At 61.3% G+C, this 14980-nt stretch carries 13 protein-coding genes; 9 read left to right on the top strand and 4 right to left on the bottom strand.

What is annotated here, in order from left to right:
- The 9 genes from murD to lpxC all read left to right on the top strand — a co-directional run bounded on the left by murD (nt 1) and on the right by lpxC (nt 10461).
- Nucleotides 1-1347 (top strand): UDP-N-acetylmuramoyl-L-alanine--D-glutamate ligase, encoded by a 1347-nt coding sequence (gene murD / locus AAEZ05_RS19305; RefSeq protein WP_225569530.1) that lies wholly within the window; start codon nt 1-3, stop codon nt 1345-1347.
- Nucleotides 1344-2561 carry a putative lipid II flippase FtsW gene (gene ftsW / locus AAEZ05_RS19310; RefSeq protein ID WP_045059289.1) on the top strand — a complete coding sequence of 406 codons (1218 nt, stop codon included), beginning with the start codon at nt 1344-1346 and terminating at the stop codon, nt 2559-2561. Before murD ends, ftsW begins: the two co-directional genes overlap by 4 nt.
- Nucleotides 2551-3621, top strand: coding sequence for an undecaprenyldiphospho-muramoylpentapeptide beta-N-acetylglucosaminyltransferase (gene murG, locus AAEZ05_RS19315; RefSeq protein ID WP_350648469.1), 1071 nt, complete (start codon nt 2551-2553; stop codon nt 3619-3621). Before ftsW ends, murG begins: the two co-directional genes overlap by 11 nt.
- A complete protein-coding gene (murC, locus tag AAEZ05_RS19320) occupies nt 3614-5074 on the top strand; it encodes a UDP-N-acetylmuramate--L-alanine ligase (RefSeq protein WP_350648471.1) in 1461 nt (486 codons plus the stop codon). Before murG ends, murC begins: the two co-directional genes overlap by 8 nt.
- Nucleotides 5071-6027 (top strand): D-alanine--D-alanine ligase, encoded by a 957-nt coding sequence (locus tag AAEZ05_RS19325; RefSeq protein WP_350648473.1) that lies wholly within the window; start codon nt 5071-5073, stop codon nt 6025-6027. The genes murC and AAEZ05_RS19325 overlap by 4 nt, the downstream gene beginning before the upstream one ends.
- A 4-nt stretch (nt 6028-6031) precedes the next feature.
- Nucleotides 6032-6901, top strand: coding sequence for a cell division protein FtsQ/DivIB (locus AAEZ05_RS19330; RefSeq protein ID WP_045059293.1), 870 nt, complete (start codon nt 6032-6034; stop codon nt 6899-6901).
- A gap of 15 nt (nt 6902-6916) precedes the next feature.
- Nucleotides 6917-8176: a cell division protein FtsA gene (gene ftsA / locus AAEZ05_RS19335; RefSeq protein ID WP_045059294.1), complete on the top strand. Its 1260-nt coding sequence runs from the start codon at nt 6917-6919 to the stop codon at nt 8174-8176.
- Between the two features lie 67 nt (nt 8177-8243).
- On the top strand, nt 8244-9437 hold the full coding sequence (ftsZ, locus tag AAEZ05_RS19340) for a cell division protein FtsZ (RefSeq protein WP_045059295.1): 1194 nt from the start codon (nt 8244-8246) through the stop codon (nt 9435-9437).
- Between the two features lie 112 nt (nt 9438-9549).
- Nucleotides 9550-10461 (top strand): UDP-3-O-acyl-N-acetylglucosamine deacetylase, encoded by a 912-nt coding sequence (gene lpxC / locus AAEZ05_RS19345; RefSeq protein WP_045059296.1) that lies wholly within the window; start codon nt 9550-9552, stop codon nt 10459-10461.
- A gap of 180 nt (nt 10462-10641) precedes the next feature.
- Here the strand turns inward: lpxC and AAEZ05_RS19350 are convergent, their stop codons facing one another.
- From AAEZ05_RS19350 to AAEZ05_RS19365, 4 genes are all read right to left on the bottom strand, one after another.
- The gene (locus tag AAEZ05_RS19350) at nt 10642-12144 is read right to left on the bottom strand and encodes a sensor domain-containing diguanylate cyclase (protein ID WP_205891612.1); all 1503 of its coding nucleotides are present in this window, start codon (nt 12142-12144) and stop codon (nt 10642-10644) included.
- Nucleotides 12145-12433: 289 nt separating this feature from the next.
- A complete protein-coding gene (locus AAEZ05_RS19355) occupies nt 12434-12658 on the bottom strand; it encodes a hypothetical protein (protein ID WP_045059297.1) in 225 nt (74 codons plus the stop codon).
- 288 nt (nt 12659-12946) lie between these two features.
- A complete protein-coding gene (locus AAEZ05_RS19360) occupies nt 12947-14311 on the bottom strand; it encodes a heavy metal sensor histidine kinase (RefSeq protein ID WP_045059298.1) in 1365 nt (454 codons plus the stop codon).
- Nucleotides 14301-14978 (bottom strand): heavy metal response regulator transcription factor, encoded by a 678-nt coding sequence (locus AAEZ05_RS19365; RefSeq protein WP_045059299.1) that lies wholly within the window; start codon nt 14976-14978, stop codon nt 14301-14303. Before AAEZ05_RS19365 ends, AAEZ05_RS19360 begins: the two co-directional genes overlap by 11 nt.
- Nucleotides 14979-14980 lie beyond the last annotated feature (2 nt).

Here is a 14980-nt window from a genome sequence, read left to right on the forward strand (position 1 = left end):
GTGTCTCTGATCGCTTCTGACCACTTCCGCATCGTTGTCGGCCTCGGCAAGAGCGGCATGTCCCTGGTTCGCTTCCTGGCGAACCGGGGCACGTCGTTTGCTGTCGCCGACACGCGGGAAAATCCACCGGAACTGGCCACGCTCAAGCGTGACTATCCGCACGTGGAAGTGCGTTGTGGCGAGCTTGACGTCGAGTTCCTGTGCCGTGCCGACGAGCTCTACGTGAGCCCCGGCCTGGCGCTGGCGACCCCGGCCTTGCAGGCCGCCGCCGCCCGTGGGGTGAAATTGTCCGGTGACATCGAGCTGTTCGCGCGTAACGCGAAGGCACCGATAGTCGCCATCAGTGGTTCCAACGCGAAAAGCACCGTGACCACCCTCGTCGGCGAGATGGCCGCAGCGGCCGGCAAGCGCGTGGCGGTCGGCGGGAACCTGGGCACGCCGGCGCTGGACCTGCTCGCCGACGACGTCGAGCTGTATGTCATGGAACTGTCGAGCTTCCAGCTGGAAACCACCGACAATCTCGGCGCTGAAGTGGCGACCGTGCTCAACGTCAGCGAAGACCACATGGACCGCTACAGCGGCCTGCCGGCCTATCACCTGGCCAAGCACAGGATCTTCCGCGGCGCCCGCCAGTTCGTGGTCAACCGCCAGGATGCCCTGAGCCGTCCGCTGATGGGCGAAGGCCAGCCATGCTGGACCTTCGGCCTGAGCAAACCTGATTTCAAGGCATTCGGTATTCGTGAAGAAGACGGCGAGAAGTACCTGGCCTTCGAATTTCAGAACCTGATGCCGGTGCGCGAGTTGAAGATTCGCGGTGCCCACAATCAATCCAACGCCCTGGCGGCATTGGCGCTGGGGCACGCCGTGGGCCTGCCGTTCGACGCCATGCTGTCGAGCCTGCACACCTTCGCCGGCCTTGAACACCGATGCCAATGGGTCCGCGACCTGGATGGCGTGGGCTACTACAACGACTCCAAGGCCACCAACGTAGGCGCCGCACTCGCAGCCATCGAAGGCCTGGGCGCCGATATCGACGGCAAGGTCGTGCTGATCGCCGGTGGCGACGGCAAGGGGGCAGAATTCACCGACTTGCGCGATCCGGTGGCAGCCAACTGCCGTGCCGTGATCCTGATGGGCCGTGACTCCGACAAAATCGGTGCAGCCATTGGCGACCGTGTGCCGCTGATCCGCGTCGGGTCCCTGGTCGAGGCAGTGGAACAATGCCGCGCCGCCGCCCATCCAGGTGACGTGGTGCTGCTGTCGCCGGCCTGCGCCAGTTTCGACATGTTCAAGAATTACGAAGACCGTGGTCACCAGTTCGTCCGCGCTGTGGAGGATCTGGCATGAGCCTGCTTAATATCATCAAGCCGTACCCGTCGCCGATCATTACCGGGCGCGGCATCGATCTCGACTTCCCGATGCTCGCCGGGTGCCTGGCATTGCTGGGCCTGGGCCTGGTGATGATTGCCTCGGCGTCGACCGAAGTCGCTGCCGTACAGTCGGGCAGCGCCCTCTATTACATGATCCGCCACCTGATCTATGTGGTGCTGGGCCTGGGCGCCTGCATCGTCACCATGATGATCCCGATCGCCACCTGGCAGCGTCTGGGCTGGCTGATGCTGATTGGCGCGTTCGGCTTGCTGGTGATGGTGATCATTCCCGGCATTGGCCGTGAAGTGAACGGTTCGATGCGCTGGATCGGCTTCAGCTTCTTCAACGTGCAGCCTTCCGAAATCGCCAAGGTGTTCGTGGTGATCTACCTCGCCGGCTACCTGGTGCGGCGCCAGAAAGAAGTACGTGAAAGCTGGATGGGCTTTTTCAAACCGTTCATCGTGCTGTTGCCGATGGCCGGCCTGTTGCTGATGGAGCCGGACTTCGGTGCCACCGTCGTGATGATGGGTGCCGCTGCGGCCATGCTGTTTCTCGGCGGGGTCGGGTTGTTCCGCTTCCTGCTGATGGTGCTGCTGGCAGTCGGCGCCGTCGTGCTGCTGATCCAGATGCAGCCTTACCGGATGGCGCGTCTGACCAACTTTGCCGACCCATGGGCTGACCAGTTTGGCGCCGGCTACCAGCTGTCCCAGGCGTTGATCGCTTTCGGTCGCGGCGAGTGGCTGGGCGTTGGCCTGGGCAACAGCGTGCAAAAGCAGTTTTACCTGCCGGAAGCCCACACCGACTTCGTGTTCTCGGTCCTGGCCGAAGAGCTGGGTGCGGTTGGTTCGCTGTTCACGGTTGCGCTGTTTGCCTTCGTCTGTGTGCGCGGGATGTACATCGGTTATTGGGCGGAAAAAGCCAAGCAGTTCTTTGCCGCCTACATCGCCTATGGCCTGTCGTTCCTGTGGATCGGTCAATTCCTGATCAACATCGGCGTGAACGTCGGCCTGTTGCCAACCAAGGGCCTGACCCTGCCGTTCCTCAGCTATGGCGGCAGCTCGCTGGTGATCTGCTGTGCGTGCCTGGGCCTGCTGCTGCGCATCGAATGGGAGAGTCGAACCCATCTTGGCAGCGAAGAGATGGAATTCCAGGAAAGCGACTTCGCCGAGGAGCCGACCCATGGGCGCTAACGTGCTGATCATGGCGGGCGGCACCGGCGGCCACGTGTTCCCGGCGCTGGCCTGTGCACGCGAGTTCCAGGCCCGCGGTTATACCGTGCACTGGCTCGGCACCCCGCGTGGCATCGAGAACGAACTGGTACCGATGGCCGGTATCGAGCTGCACCGCATCAATGCCAGTGGTCTGCGTGGCAAGGGCAAGTTGTCGCTGCTCAAGGCTCCGGTCATGTTGCTCAAGTCGGTCTGGCAGGCGCGGGCGATCATTCGCCAGCTGCAGCCGGTCTGCGTGGTCGGCTTTGGTGGCTATGTGACCGGTCCTGGTGGCGTTGCTGCCAAACTGGCCGGCGTGCCAGTGATCGTTCACGAGCAGAACGCGGTGGCCGGTACCGCCAATCGGTTGCTGGTGCCGTTGGCCGCCCGGGTGTGTGAAGCCTTCCCCGACACCTTTACCCTGTCGGACAGCCGCCGTACCACTGGCAACCCGGTGCGTACCGAACTGTTCCTCGAAACACCGCGTTCGGCCCTGGCCGGTCGCAAAGCGCGTTTGCTGATCCTGGGCGGAAGCCTGGGTGCAGAGCCATTGAACAAGTTGCTGCCTGAAGCCCTGGCCCAAGTCGCTGCCGACCTGCGCCCGGAAGTGTTCCATCAGGCTGGCAAAAACCACGATCAAGTGACTGCAGAGCGCTATCGCGCTGCCGGCGTCGAGGCGCAGGTGCAGCCTTTCATCAAAGACATGGCCCAAGCCTATGGCTGGGCCGACCTGGTGGTGTGCCGCGCAGGCGCGCTGACCATCAGTGAACTGGCTGCCGCCGGTCTGCCCTCGATGCTGGTGCCTTTGCCCCATGCCATCGACGATCACCAGACCCGCAACGCCGATTATTTGGCCCGTGAAGGCGCTGCCTTCCTGATGCCACAAAGAACGACCGGCGCTGCGGATCTTGCCGCACGCCTGACAGAGGTCCTGATGCAACCGCAACGACTCAATGACATGGCCACCGCAGCCCGCCGCCTGGCCAAACCAGATGCTACCCGTAACGTTGTCGATACCTGCCTGGAGGTGGCCCATGGTTGAGAATCAGAAAGCCATGCCTCATCCGGAGATGCGCCGCATCCGTCGCATCCACTTCGTCGGTATCGGCGGCGTGGGCATGTGCGGCATTGCCGAAGTGTTGTTGAACCTGGGTTATGAAGTGTCCGGTTCCGACCTGAAGGCATCGCCGGTGACCGAGCGCCTGGAATCCTTCGGTGCCCACATCTATATCGGCCACCGCGCCGAGAACGCCGCTACGGCCGATGTGCTGGTCACTTCGAGCGCCGTGAACACCTCCAACCCGGAAGTCGCCACCGCCCTGGAGCGTCGAATCCCGGTGGTGCCGCGCGCCGAAATGCTGGCTGAATTGATGCGCTACCGTCACGGCATTGCCGTCGCCGGTACCCATGGCAAAACCACCACCACCAGCCTGATCGCTTCGGTGTTCGCCGCAGGTGGCCTGGACCCGACGTTCGTCATCGGCGGTCGTCTGAATGCAGCAGGCACCAATGCCCAGCTCGGTACCAGCCGGTACCTGATCGCCGAGGCCGATGAAAGCGACGCCAGTTTCCTGCACTTGCAGCCGCTGGTGGCCGTGGTCACCAACATCGACGCCGATCACATGGCGACCTACGACGGCGACTTCAACAAGCTGAAGAAGACCTTCGTCGAGTTCCTTCACAACCTGCCGTTCTACGGTCTGGCGGTAGTGTGCCTGGACGATCCGGTGGTGCGCGAAATCCTTCCACTGGTCAAGCGTCCGACCGTCACCTACGGCTTCGGCGATGACTGCGACGTGCGCGCAATCAATGTGCGCCAGCAGGGCATGCAGACCTTCTTCACCGTGCTACGCCCTGAGCGCGAGCCGCTGGATGTCTCGGTGAACATGCCGGGCAATCACAACGTATTGAACGCCCTGGCGACCATCTGCATCGCCACCGACGAAGGCGTCAGCGACGAGGCCATCGTCCAGGGCCTGTCGGGCTTCCAGGGTGTCGGCCGACGCTTCCAGGTTTACGGCGAACTGCCGGTAGAGGGCGGCAACGTGATGCTGGTGGATGACTACGGCCACCACCCGACCGAAGTCGCCGCCGTGATCAAGGCCGTGCGCGGTGGCTGGCCGGAGCGCCGTCTGGTGATGGTCTACCAGCCGCACCGCTACAGCCGCACCCGCGACCTGTACGACGATTTCGTCAATGTACTGGCCGACGCCAACGTGCTGCTGCTGATGGAAGTCTATCCGGCCGGTGAGGAACCCATCCCGGGCGCCGACAGCCGCAAGCTGTGCAACAGCATCCGCCAGCGTGGTCAGCTCGACCCGATCTACATCGAGCGCGGCGTTGACCTTGCACCGATCGTCAAGCCACTGCTGCGTGCCGGCGACATCTTGCTGTGCCAGGGCGCGGGTGATATCGGTGGCCTCGCCCCGAAACTGCTGAACAGTCCGTTATTCGTTGGCGCCGTTGCTGCGCCGAGCGTGGGGAAGTTGAAATGACCGCTGCATACGCCAACCTCTTTTCCACCATCGCGCCGAAAGACTTCGGTCGGGTGGCCGTGCTGTTCGGTGGCCGGAGCGCCGAGCGCGAGGTTTCCCTGAAATCGGGTAGCGCCGTGCTCGAGGCGCTGCAAAGCGCCGGGGTGGATGCGTTTGGTCTCGACGTGGGCGACGATTTGTTGCAACGCCTGCTGAGCGAAAAGATCGACCGCGCCTTCAACATTCTCCACGGTCGTGGCGGTGAAGACGGCAGCATGCAGGGCCTGCTCGAATGCCTGGGCATCCCGTACACCGGCAGTGGCATCCTCGCGTCCGCGCTGGCCATGGACAAGTTGCGCACCAAGCAGGTCTGGCACAGCCTCGGCATTCCGACGCCACGTCACGCCGTGTTGTGCAGCGAGGCCGATTGTATTTCTGCAGCGACGGAACTGGGCTTCCCTTTGATCGTCAAACCGGCCCATGAAGGTTCAAGTATCGGCATGGCCAAAGTGACTTCCACGTCCGAGTTGATCGACGCCTGGAAAGCGGCCAGTACCTACGATTCGCAAGTGTTGGTCGAGCAATGGATTCAAGGTCCGGAGTTCACCATCGCCACCCTGCGTGACCAGGTGTTGCCTCCGATTGCCCTGGGCACACCGCACAGCTTCTACGACTACGACGCCAAGTACGTGGCCTCCGATACCCAGTACCGGATCCCGTGCGGGCTCGACAGCAACAAAGAGAAAGAATTGATCGACCTCACGGCGAAAGCCTGTGAGGCGCTGGGTATCGCCGGTTGGGGCAGGGCAGACGTGATGCAGGACGCCGATGGGCAGTTCTGGTTTCTCGAAGTCAATACCGCGCCGGGCATGACCGATCACAGCCTGGTGCCGATGGCGGCCCGTGCAGCCGGTCTGGATTTCCAGCAACTGGTTCTGGCCATTTTGGCCGCCAGCCTAGAGCCGCGAGGTTAAGACCATGCAAGGCGCCCAGCTGAGACATCAGCCTCCCGCACCGCCCGGCCGCAAGCCGGTGCCGCGGGGTGCAAGCCGAATGGTGGCCAAAGAGCCGATGTCCGCGCGCCTGCCGAAAGCCAACTTCGGTTTTCTCAAAGCCCTGTTTTGGCCAGTGCTGCTGGTCGCCCTGGGTTTCGGTACTTACGAAGGTGCGCAGCGTTTGCTGCCTTACGCTGACCGGCCGATTAGCAAGATCGCGGTACAAGGCGACCTGAGCTACATCAGCCAGCAAGCAGTGCAGCAGCGGATCGCCCCTTTTGTGGCGGCGAGCTTCTTCACCATCGACCTGGCGAGCATGCGTACCGAACTGGAGCAAATGCCCTGGATCGCCCACGCCGAAGTGCGGCGGGTATGGCCGGACCAGGTTGTGATTCGCCTGGAAGAGCAGCTGCCGGTGGCCCGTTGGGGCGATGAGTCGTTGCTTAACAACCAGGGCCAGGCGTTCACCCCGCGTGAGCTGGCGAACTACGAACACCTGCCACAGCTGTTCGGTCCACAACGGGCCCAGCAGCAGGTGATGCAGCAGTACCAGGTGCTGAGCCAGATGCTCAGGCCGTTGGGCTTCTCGATTGCACGGCTGGAACTGCGTGAACGCGGCAGCTGGTTCCTGACCACCGGAGCCGGCAGTGCAGGCCCAGGCATCGAGTTGCTGCTGGGACGCGGCAACCTGTTGGAAAAGATGCGTCGTTTTATCGCCATCTATGACAAGACGCTTAAAGAACAGATTACGAACATTGCGCGCATCGATCTGCGCTATGCCAACGGCCTCGCTGTTGGCTGGCGGGAACCTGCAGCGCCCACGACAGCCCAACCCGCTGTCGCGAAGAATTAAGAAGAGGCAGGACCCATGGCAAACGTGCAAAGCGGCAAAATGATCGTCGGTCTGGATATCGGCACTTCCAAGGTGGTGGCGCTGGTCGGCGAGGTCGCGGACGATGGCACGCTGGAAATCGTCGGGATCGGTACGCACCCTTCCCGTGGCCTGAAAAAAGGCGTGGTGGTGAACATCGAGTCCACCGTGCAATCGATCCAGCGCGCAATCGAAGAAGCGCAGCTGATGGCCGGTTGCCGGATCCACTCGGCGTTCGTCGGCGTGGCGGGTAATCACATCCGCAGCCTGAACTCCCACGGCATCGTGGCGATTCGTGATCGCGAAGTCAGCTCCGCCGACCTCGAGCGGGTTCTTGACGCTGCCCAGGCCGTGGCGATCCCGGCTGACCAGCGTGTGCTGCACACCCTGCCTCAGGACTACGTGATCGATAACCAGGAAGGCGTACGTGAGCCCCTGGGCATGTCCGGCGTCCGTCTGGAAGCCAAGGTCCACGTGGTCACCTGCGCGGTCAACGCTGCTCAGAACATCGAGAAGTGCGTGCGTCGCTGCGGCCTGGAAATCGACGACATCATTCTCGAGCAACTGGCTTCGGCGTATTCGGTCCTGACCGACGACGAGAAAGAGCTGGGGGTGTGCCTGGTCGACATTGGCGGCGGCACCACCGACATCGCCATCTTCACCGAAGGTGCGATCCGTCACACCGCAGTGATCCCGATTGCGGGCGACCAGGTGACCAACGACATCGCCATGGCGTTGCGCACACCGACCCAGTACGCCGAAGAAATCAAGATCCGCTACGCCTGCGCCCTGGCCAAGCTGGCCGGTGCTGGCGAGACCATCAAGGTGCCAAGCGTTGGCGACCGGCCACCGCGCGAGCTGTCCCGCCAGGCCCTGGCCGAAGTGGTCGAGCCGCGTTACGACGAACTCTTCACCCTGATCCAGGCCGAGCTGCGTCGCAGCGGTTACGAAGACCTGATCCCGGCCGGCATCGTGCTGACCGGTGGCACCTCGAAAATGGAAGGCGCGGTCGAACTGGCCGAGGAAATTTTCCACATGCCGGTCCGCCTGGGCGTGCCGCATGGCGTCAAGGGCCTGGATGACGTGGTGCGCAACCCGATCTATTCCACTGGCGTTGGCCTGTTGATGTACGGCCTGCAAAAGCAGTCTGACGGGATTTCGTTCTCCGGCATCAGCAGCCGCGACGGCTATAGCAATGAAGAAGCCAAACCCGCTTTGCTCGATCGCATCAAGAGCTGGGTGCAGGGCAACTTCTAAAGAATTACCGCAGCACCGCAGTAAAAGCAGTAGGCGAAAAAACTAGAGAATGTAAAGGAGAGGGAAAATGTTCGAACTCGTAGACAACATCCCCGCAAGCCCGGTTATTAAAGTTATCGGTGTTGGCGGAGGCGGCGGCAACGCTGTCAACCATATGGCCAAGAGCAACATTGAAGGCGTCGAATTCATTTGCGCTAACACTGATGCCCAAGCGCTGAAAAGCGTCGGCGCGCGGACCATCCTGCAATTGGGCACAGCCGTGACCAAGGGCCTCGGCGCTGGCGCCAATCCGGAAGTCGGCCGTCAAGCCGCGCTGGAAGACCGCGAGCGTATTGCTGAAGTGCTGCAAGGCACCAACATGTTGTTCATCACCACCGGCATGGGCGGCGGTACCGGTACCGGTGCGGCCCCGATCATTGCCGAAGTGGCCAAGGAAATGGGGATTCTGACGGTTGCTGTCGTGACCCGTCCGTTCCCTTTCGAAGGCCGCAAGCGCATGCAGATCGCCGACGAAGGTATCCGTCTGCTGTCTGAAAGCGTCGACTCGTTGATCACCATCCCCAACGAGAAGCTGCTGACCATCCTCGGCAAGGACGCAAGCCTGTTGTCGGCTTTCGCCAAGGCTGACGATGTACTGGCGGGTGCCGTTCGCGGTATCTCCGACATCATCAAGCGTCCCGGCATGATCAACGTCGACTTTGCCGACGTACGTACCGTGATGAGCGAAATGGGCATGGCGATGATGGGCACTGGCTGCGCCAGCGGTCCGAACCGTGCACGCGAGGCCACCGAAGCGGCCATTCGCAACCCGTTGCTGGAAGACGTGAACCTGCAAGGTGCACGCGGCATCCTGGTGAACATCACCGCCGGTCCTGACCTGTCCCTGGGTGAGTACTCCGACGTGGGTAGCATCATCGAAGCCTTCGCTTCCGAGCACGCCATGGTCAAGGTCGGTACCGTTATCGATCCGGACATGCGCGACGAGCTGCACGTGACTGTAGTAGCGACCGGCCTGGGCGCGAAAATCGAGAAGCCGGTGAAGGTCATCGACAACACCATGCACACCTCCGTGACCTCGCAGCCACAGCAACACGCGCCCGCTCGTCAGGAAGCTCCTGCCGTGAACTACCGTGATCTGGACCGTCCGACCGTCATGCGCAACCAGGCCCAGGCCGGTGCAGCGACTGCCGCGAAGATGAATCCGCAAGATGACCTGGACTACCTGGACATCCCGGCCTTCCTGCGTCGTCAGGCCGATTGATGGAATGTATCAGGGCTATGAAGGTGATTGGTGTTCAGCAAAGGTCTGGTCTGCTATTATCGCCAGCCTTTGTTGATACCAGTTCGCAATTTGCGCTGAAGCGGCCCAAGCCATGATTAAACAACGCACACTGAAAAATATTATCCGTGCCACAGGTGTAGGCCTGCACTCCGGGGAGAAGGTATACCTGACCCTCAAGCCCGCACCTATCGACACCGGCATTGTGTTTTGTCGTGCCGATCTCGACCCTGTGGTGCAGATTCCTGCCCGCGCGGAAAACGTTGGTGAAACCACGATGTCGACCACGCTGGTCAGTGGTGACACCAAAGTGGATACGGTGGAGCACTTGCTCTCGGCCATGGCTGGCCTGGGCATCGATAACGCCTACGTCGAGCTCTCCGCGTCCGAAGTTCCAATCATGGATGGTAGCGCTGGACCTTTCGTATTCCTGATTCAGTCGGCTGGCCTGGAAGAACAGGACGCCGCCAAGAAATTCATCCGCATCCTGCGTGAAGTGACAGTGGAAGATGGCGACAAGCGCGCCACTTTCGTCCCTTTCGAAGGGTTCAAGGTGAGTTTCGAGATCGATTTCGATCACCCGGTTTTCCGTGACCGCACACAAAGTGCAAGCGTGGATTTTTCCAGCACTTCGTTTGTAAAAGAAGTCAGCCGCGCCCGTACCTTTGGTTTCATGAGTGATATCGAGTACCTGCGCAAGCACAACCTCGCACTCGGCGGCAGCGTTGAAAACGCTATTGTGGTCGACGCGGATGGCGTACTGAACGAAGACGGCCTTCGCTATGAAGACGAATTCGTGAAGCACAAGATCCTCGATGCTATTGGTGACCTCTACCTGCTGGGCAATAGCCTGATAGGTGAGTTCAAGGGCTTCAAGTCCGGGCATGCATTGAACAACCAGCTGCTGCGCAAGTTGATTGAGCAGACAGATGCTTGGGAAGTCGTGACTTTCGAAGACGCCAGCACTGCACCGATCTCTTACATGCGTCCAGTTGCGGCCGTGTAAGTAAAAACCTCTCTAGTTTTTAAGGGCTGCCTTCGGGTGGCCTTTTTTTATGGCTCTTAACAAACATTTCGTTGCTTGATCCGGCGTCATCGCGAGCAGGCTCGCTCACACAATTAAACCGCGTCCTTCCCTGTGGGCGCGAGCCTGCTCGCGATGAGGCCTGACGGGGCAGCGAAACCATCAACTGCCTGCCACTACCCGATTGCGCCCCTGCTCCTTGGCCTGATACAGCGCCTTGTCCGCTGCAAACAGCAGTTGCTCCAGGGTCACATCCGTCTGGGTAGTCCAGGTGCTGATACCGATACTGACGGTCATGGGTAGCTCGTCTCCCTCCGTCTTCGGCAACTGTTGCACCGCCATCCGGATCTTTTCGGCAATCTGCCGGGCACCCGTGCTGTCAGTTTCCGCCAGGATCACCGAAAACTCCTCGCCACCGTAGCGCGCCACCAGGTCCGCAGGACGCCGTACATTGGCCGCGATTACCTTGGCGATCGTGCGCAATGCCTCGTCACCGCCTTGATGCCCATGACGGTCATTGAAGGCCTTGAAGTGATCGGCGTCGATCATCAGCACCGACAGCGGCTGGCCTGAGCGTTGTGCGCGAAACCATTCGTGGCGCAGGGTCAGGTCAAGGATCCGGCGGTTGGCGACCCCGGTCAGGGAATCGGTGGCGGCCAGTTGCGCCAGTTCCTGCTCGGCTTGATGGCGCAAACGCAGTTCCCGACACAGCAACCAGCTAAGCCACAGCAAGCCAATGCACAGCACGCCCGTAGCCCCGCTGATCACCAGCGCCGTGCGCCGCCAGGCGGCAAACACGTCGTTGCCGGACAGCGCGACGATGACCGTCAGCGGCAGATTACCAACCCGGGAAAAGGTATAGAGGCGTTGCCGGCCGTCGATACTCGAAACGCTCTCGAAGCTGCCACTGCCTTCGCGCAGGATGCGCACGACATTGGGGCGGGTGGCGAAGCTCTTGCCGATCGAGTCATGCTCCAGGTAGGGCTTCTGCGCCAGGAGGATGCCTGCGTCGTCGATGATGTTCAGCGTGCTGTCGCTGCCGATGTACAGGCTGTTGAACAGCTGGTCGAAGTAGGTCAGGCGCATTGATGCCACGGCTACCCCCAGGAACTCCCCGGTCGACGAGGCAATACGACGGCTGAAGCTGATTCGCCATTCATTGCTGTCCTCGCAATCGCAGCGGGGCTTGAACGGGCGACTGATGTACATGCCGCTGCCGGTGTTGGTGACGTGGGCCTGAAAGTAGTCGCGGTCGGCGAAATTTCCTGGCCGGGGCTCGATCAGGGATGAGTCGGCGAGGACCTCGCCATGCTTGTCGAGTAGCAGGATGTCGCCTTTGAATCGGGCCGTGGTGGAGCGGTCGAACAGCACCAGGTGGCGGATCTGCGGTGAGACCTGGCGCAGGTCGTCCCGTTGCGCGGCAGCGATCAGGCCTTGCAGGGTCATGTCGTAGAGCTCGACGGTGCGCAACACGTCGGCATCGATGAGTTGCGCAATGGTGGTTGCGCTGCGGGTGGCGGTCTCCTTCGCTCCGGCATGTTCGCGGATCAGCAGGAAGGTGACGATGCCGAGAATCGCGATGACCGTCAGGGTGCTGCCGAGGATCACCATGAGTTCAGGTCGACCGGTCTTGCCTGAAAATTGAGGGAGGCGACTGGCGGTCATGGGCATGAGGTCTGCGTGAACTTCGGTTGGGCATTTGTAGGAGCTAGCTTGCTCGCGAAGAACGTCGAGGCATCGCGTTGTTCCAGACAGCCTGCGTTATCGTTAACGTTTTTCGCGAGCGAGCTCGCTCCTACAGAGTTAAGCAGGTAGTGGACCGTTTTGCCTATCGTTGCACTTATTGCAAGAATTGGCAGGCGAAAAAAAGCCGCTGGTAGCAGCGGCTTGAAGACAACTTTTCAAAGGGAAGAGCCGATGAAAAGTGTCGAGGGAAATAGAATTCTGCAGCGGGTCAGCTGTCTTTCCCGGCCTCGGGCTGGGCGTGGAGCGTCGATGCTTGCGGGGTCTGGCCAGCGTCCTGAGCCTTGGCCGTCATCTCACCCTGATAGGCTTCGAACGCCGCAGCGCGTTCAGCGTTGCGGGTGGCGAAGGTCAGGGACTCTTCAGCCATGGCGAGTGGGGAAAGGAACAATGAGGACAAAACGAAAGCGCTGGCAATACCCATGGAGTTGGACATCTTTAAAACCTTCTTGCTTGGCAAGTGCTGTTTGGTGGCGCAAAGATAAGGCTGAACGGGGAGGGGAAAAAGAGTGGATTCGTGAAAGGACTGTTGCGTATTTGGCAAAAATAGGCCGTTGCTTGGCGTGTGCCTGTTACCGCCGGAGTGCGGGGGCCCGCATCGCGAGCAGGCTCGCTCCCACAATTGATTTCAAAGTGTTGGGGAAAATCCCGGTGGGAGTGCCCCTGCTCGCGATTGCGGCGGGTCAGGCCGTATATTTTCAGCGGGAAGAACCCAGCTGGCGTATCAGATGGGCAGGTGAATCCCGAACGTATTCACGCCCTCATCACTGCGCGCAAACACATCCCCGCCATGCATCAGGGCAATGGCCTTGACGATCGCCAGCCCCAAGCCATGGTTGTTCCCGCTGTTGCTGCGCGAAGCATCAACCCGGTAGAAGCGCTCGAACAGGCGCGGAAGGTGCTCGCTGGCGATCGGCGCGCCCGGGTTGGCCACGCCAATGCTGACCTGATGAGCCTGGGCTTCGATGCGCACAAGGATCACCTGCCCGGGCTCCGTGTGCTGCACGGCATTACTCAACAAGTTGATGAGCGCCCGGCGCAGGTGTGCGATCTCGATTCGCACCTGCGCGTCGCCGCTGACCTGGACCTCAACCTGAGCGTCCTCGAGGATGAAATCCAGGTACTCCAGGGTGGTCGCCACTTCACCCGCCAGTGAGGTCGAAGTCAGTTTGGTGGCCTTGCTGCCCTGGTCGGCACTGGCCAGGAACAACATGTCGTTGATGATCGAGCGCAGTCGCTCCAGTTCCTCGAGGTTCGATTGCAGCACTTCGAAGTAATGTTCCGCCGACCTTCCGCGAGTCAGCGCGACCTGGGTCTGGCCGATCAGGTTGGTCAGTGGCGAGCGCAATTCATGCGCCACGTCGGCATTGAAGGACTCAAGGCGTGAGTAGGCCTGCTCGACCCGCTCCAGCGTCGAATTGAATGAGCTGACGAACTGGTTCAGCTCCGGCGGCAGCGGCGACAGTTGCAACCGGCCGGATAGAAGTGGCGGCGCCAGGCGTTGGGCTTCCTGGGATAATTTGATCAGGGGTTTGAGGCCGATGCGTGCCACCCAATAGCCAAGCGCAGAAGCCAGCAGCACGCCAACGATCGCCAGGCTGATCAGCGCGATCAGCAAGTGGTGCTGCGTCTGGAAAAAGGTTTCGGTGTCGATGCCGATCATGAAGCGCAGCGCGGGACGCTGGTCCTTGGCGGGAAACTGACTGACCAACACCTTGAGTGGATAAGGCTGGTCCGGCAGCTTCAGGTCGCGCATGCCCAGGGGACCTTGGGCAAAGGCGCGGATCCGGGGCGTGAGCTCGCCGTATTCATAGTGGGGATCGCCGCTGATGATCCAGAAGCGTATGCGCTTGTCTTCCTCGCCCAGCAGCTTGAGCTTGTTGTTGATCTTCACCCAGTGCTCGGGCGTGCCGTAACGTCCGACGGTGGATTCGAGCACGCTGTAGCGCGCATCCAGTTCGGCTTCGGGCAGCAGGCCCAGGCCCTTGTCGACCTGCTGGTACAAGGCCCCGCCAATCAACAGGAACACCAGCAACGCCACCAGCGTGAACATGCCACTGAGGCGCAGGGCGATCGAGTTACTGGACACTACGGCTCTCCAGCACGTAGCCCATGCCGCGAATGGTGTGCAGCAATTTCTCGTCGAAAGGCCCGTCGAGTTTGGCGCGCAGACGCTTGATCGCGACCTCGACGACGTTCGCATCGCTGTCGAAATTAATGTCCCAGACCATCTCGGCGATCGCGGTCTTCGAGAGAATTTCACCTTGGCGACGGGCCAGTACGCTCAGCAGCGAGAACTCCTTGGCGGTCAGGTCCAGGCGGGTTCCGGCACGGGTCGCCTTGCGGCTGATCAGGTCGATCCACAAGTCGGCGATGCTCACCTGCACGGGTTCATGTCCGCCACTGCGGCGGGTCAGCGCTTGCAGGCGCGCGACCAGTTCGAGGAAGGAGAACGGCTTGCCCAGGTAGTCGTCGGCACCATCGCGCAAGCCCTTGATGCGGTCTTCGACTCGCTCGCGGGCGGTCAGCATGATCACCGGGGTTTGCTTGCGCGCACGCAGCGCCCGCAGGACGCCAAAGCCGTCGAGGCCCGGCAGCATGACGTCGAGGACGATTACCGCATAGTCACTTTCCAGCGCCATGTGCAGGCCTTCCACGCCGTCGCGCGCCAGGTCCACGGTGTAGCCTTGTTCCGTCAGGCCGCGGTGCAGGTAGTCTGCGGTTTTTTCTTCGTCTTCGATAATCAGGACGCGCATGA

Origin of the sequence: Pseudomonas sp. HY13-MNA-CIBAN-0226 (genome assembly GCF_040310305.1) — a bacterium.
Taxonomy (GTDB): Bacteria; Pseudomonadota; Gammaproteobacteria; order Pseudomonadales; family Pseudomonadaceae; genus Aquipseudomonas; species Aquipseudomonas gregormendelii.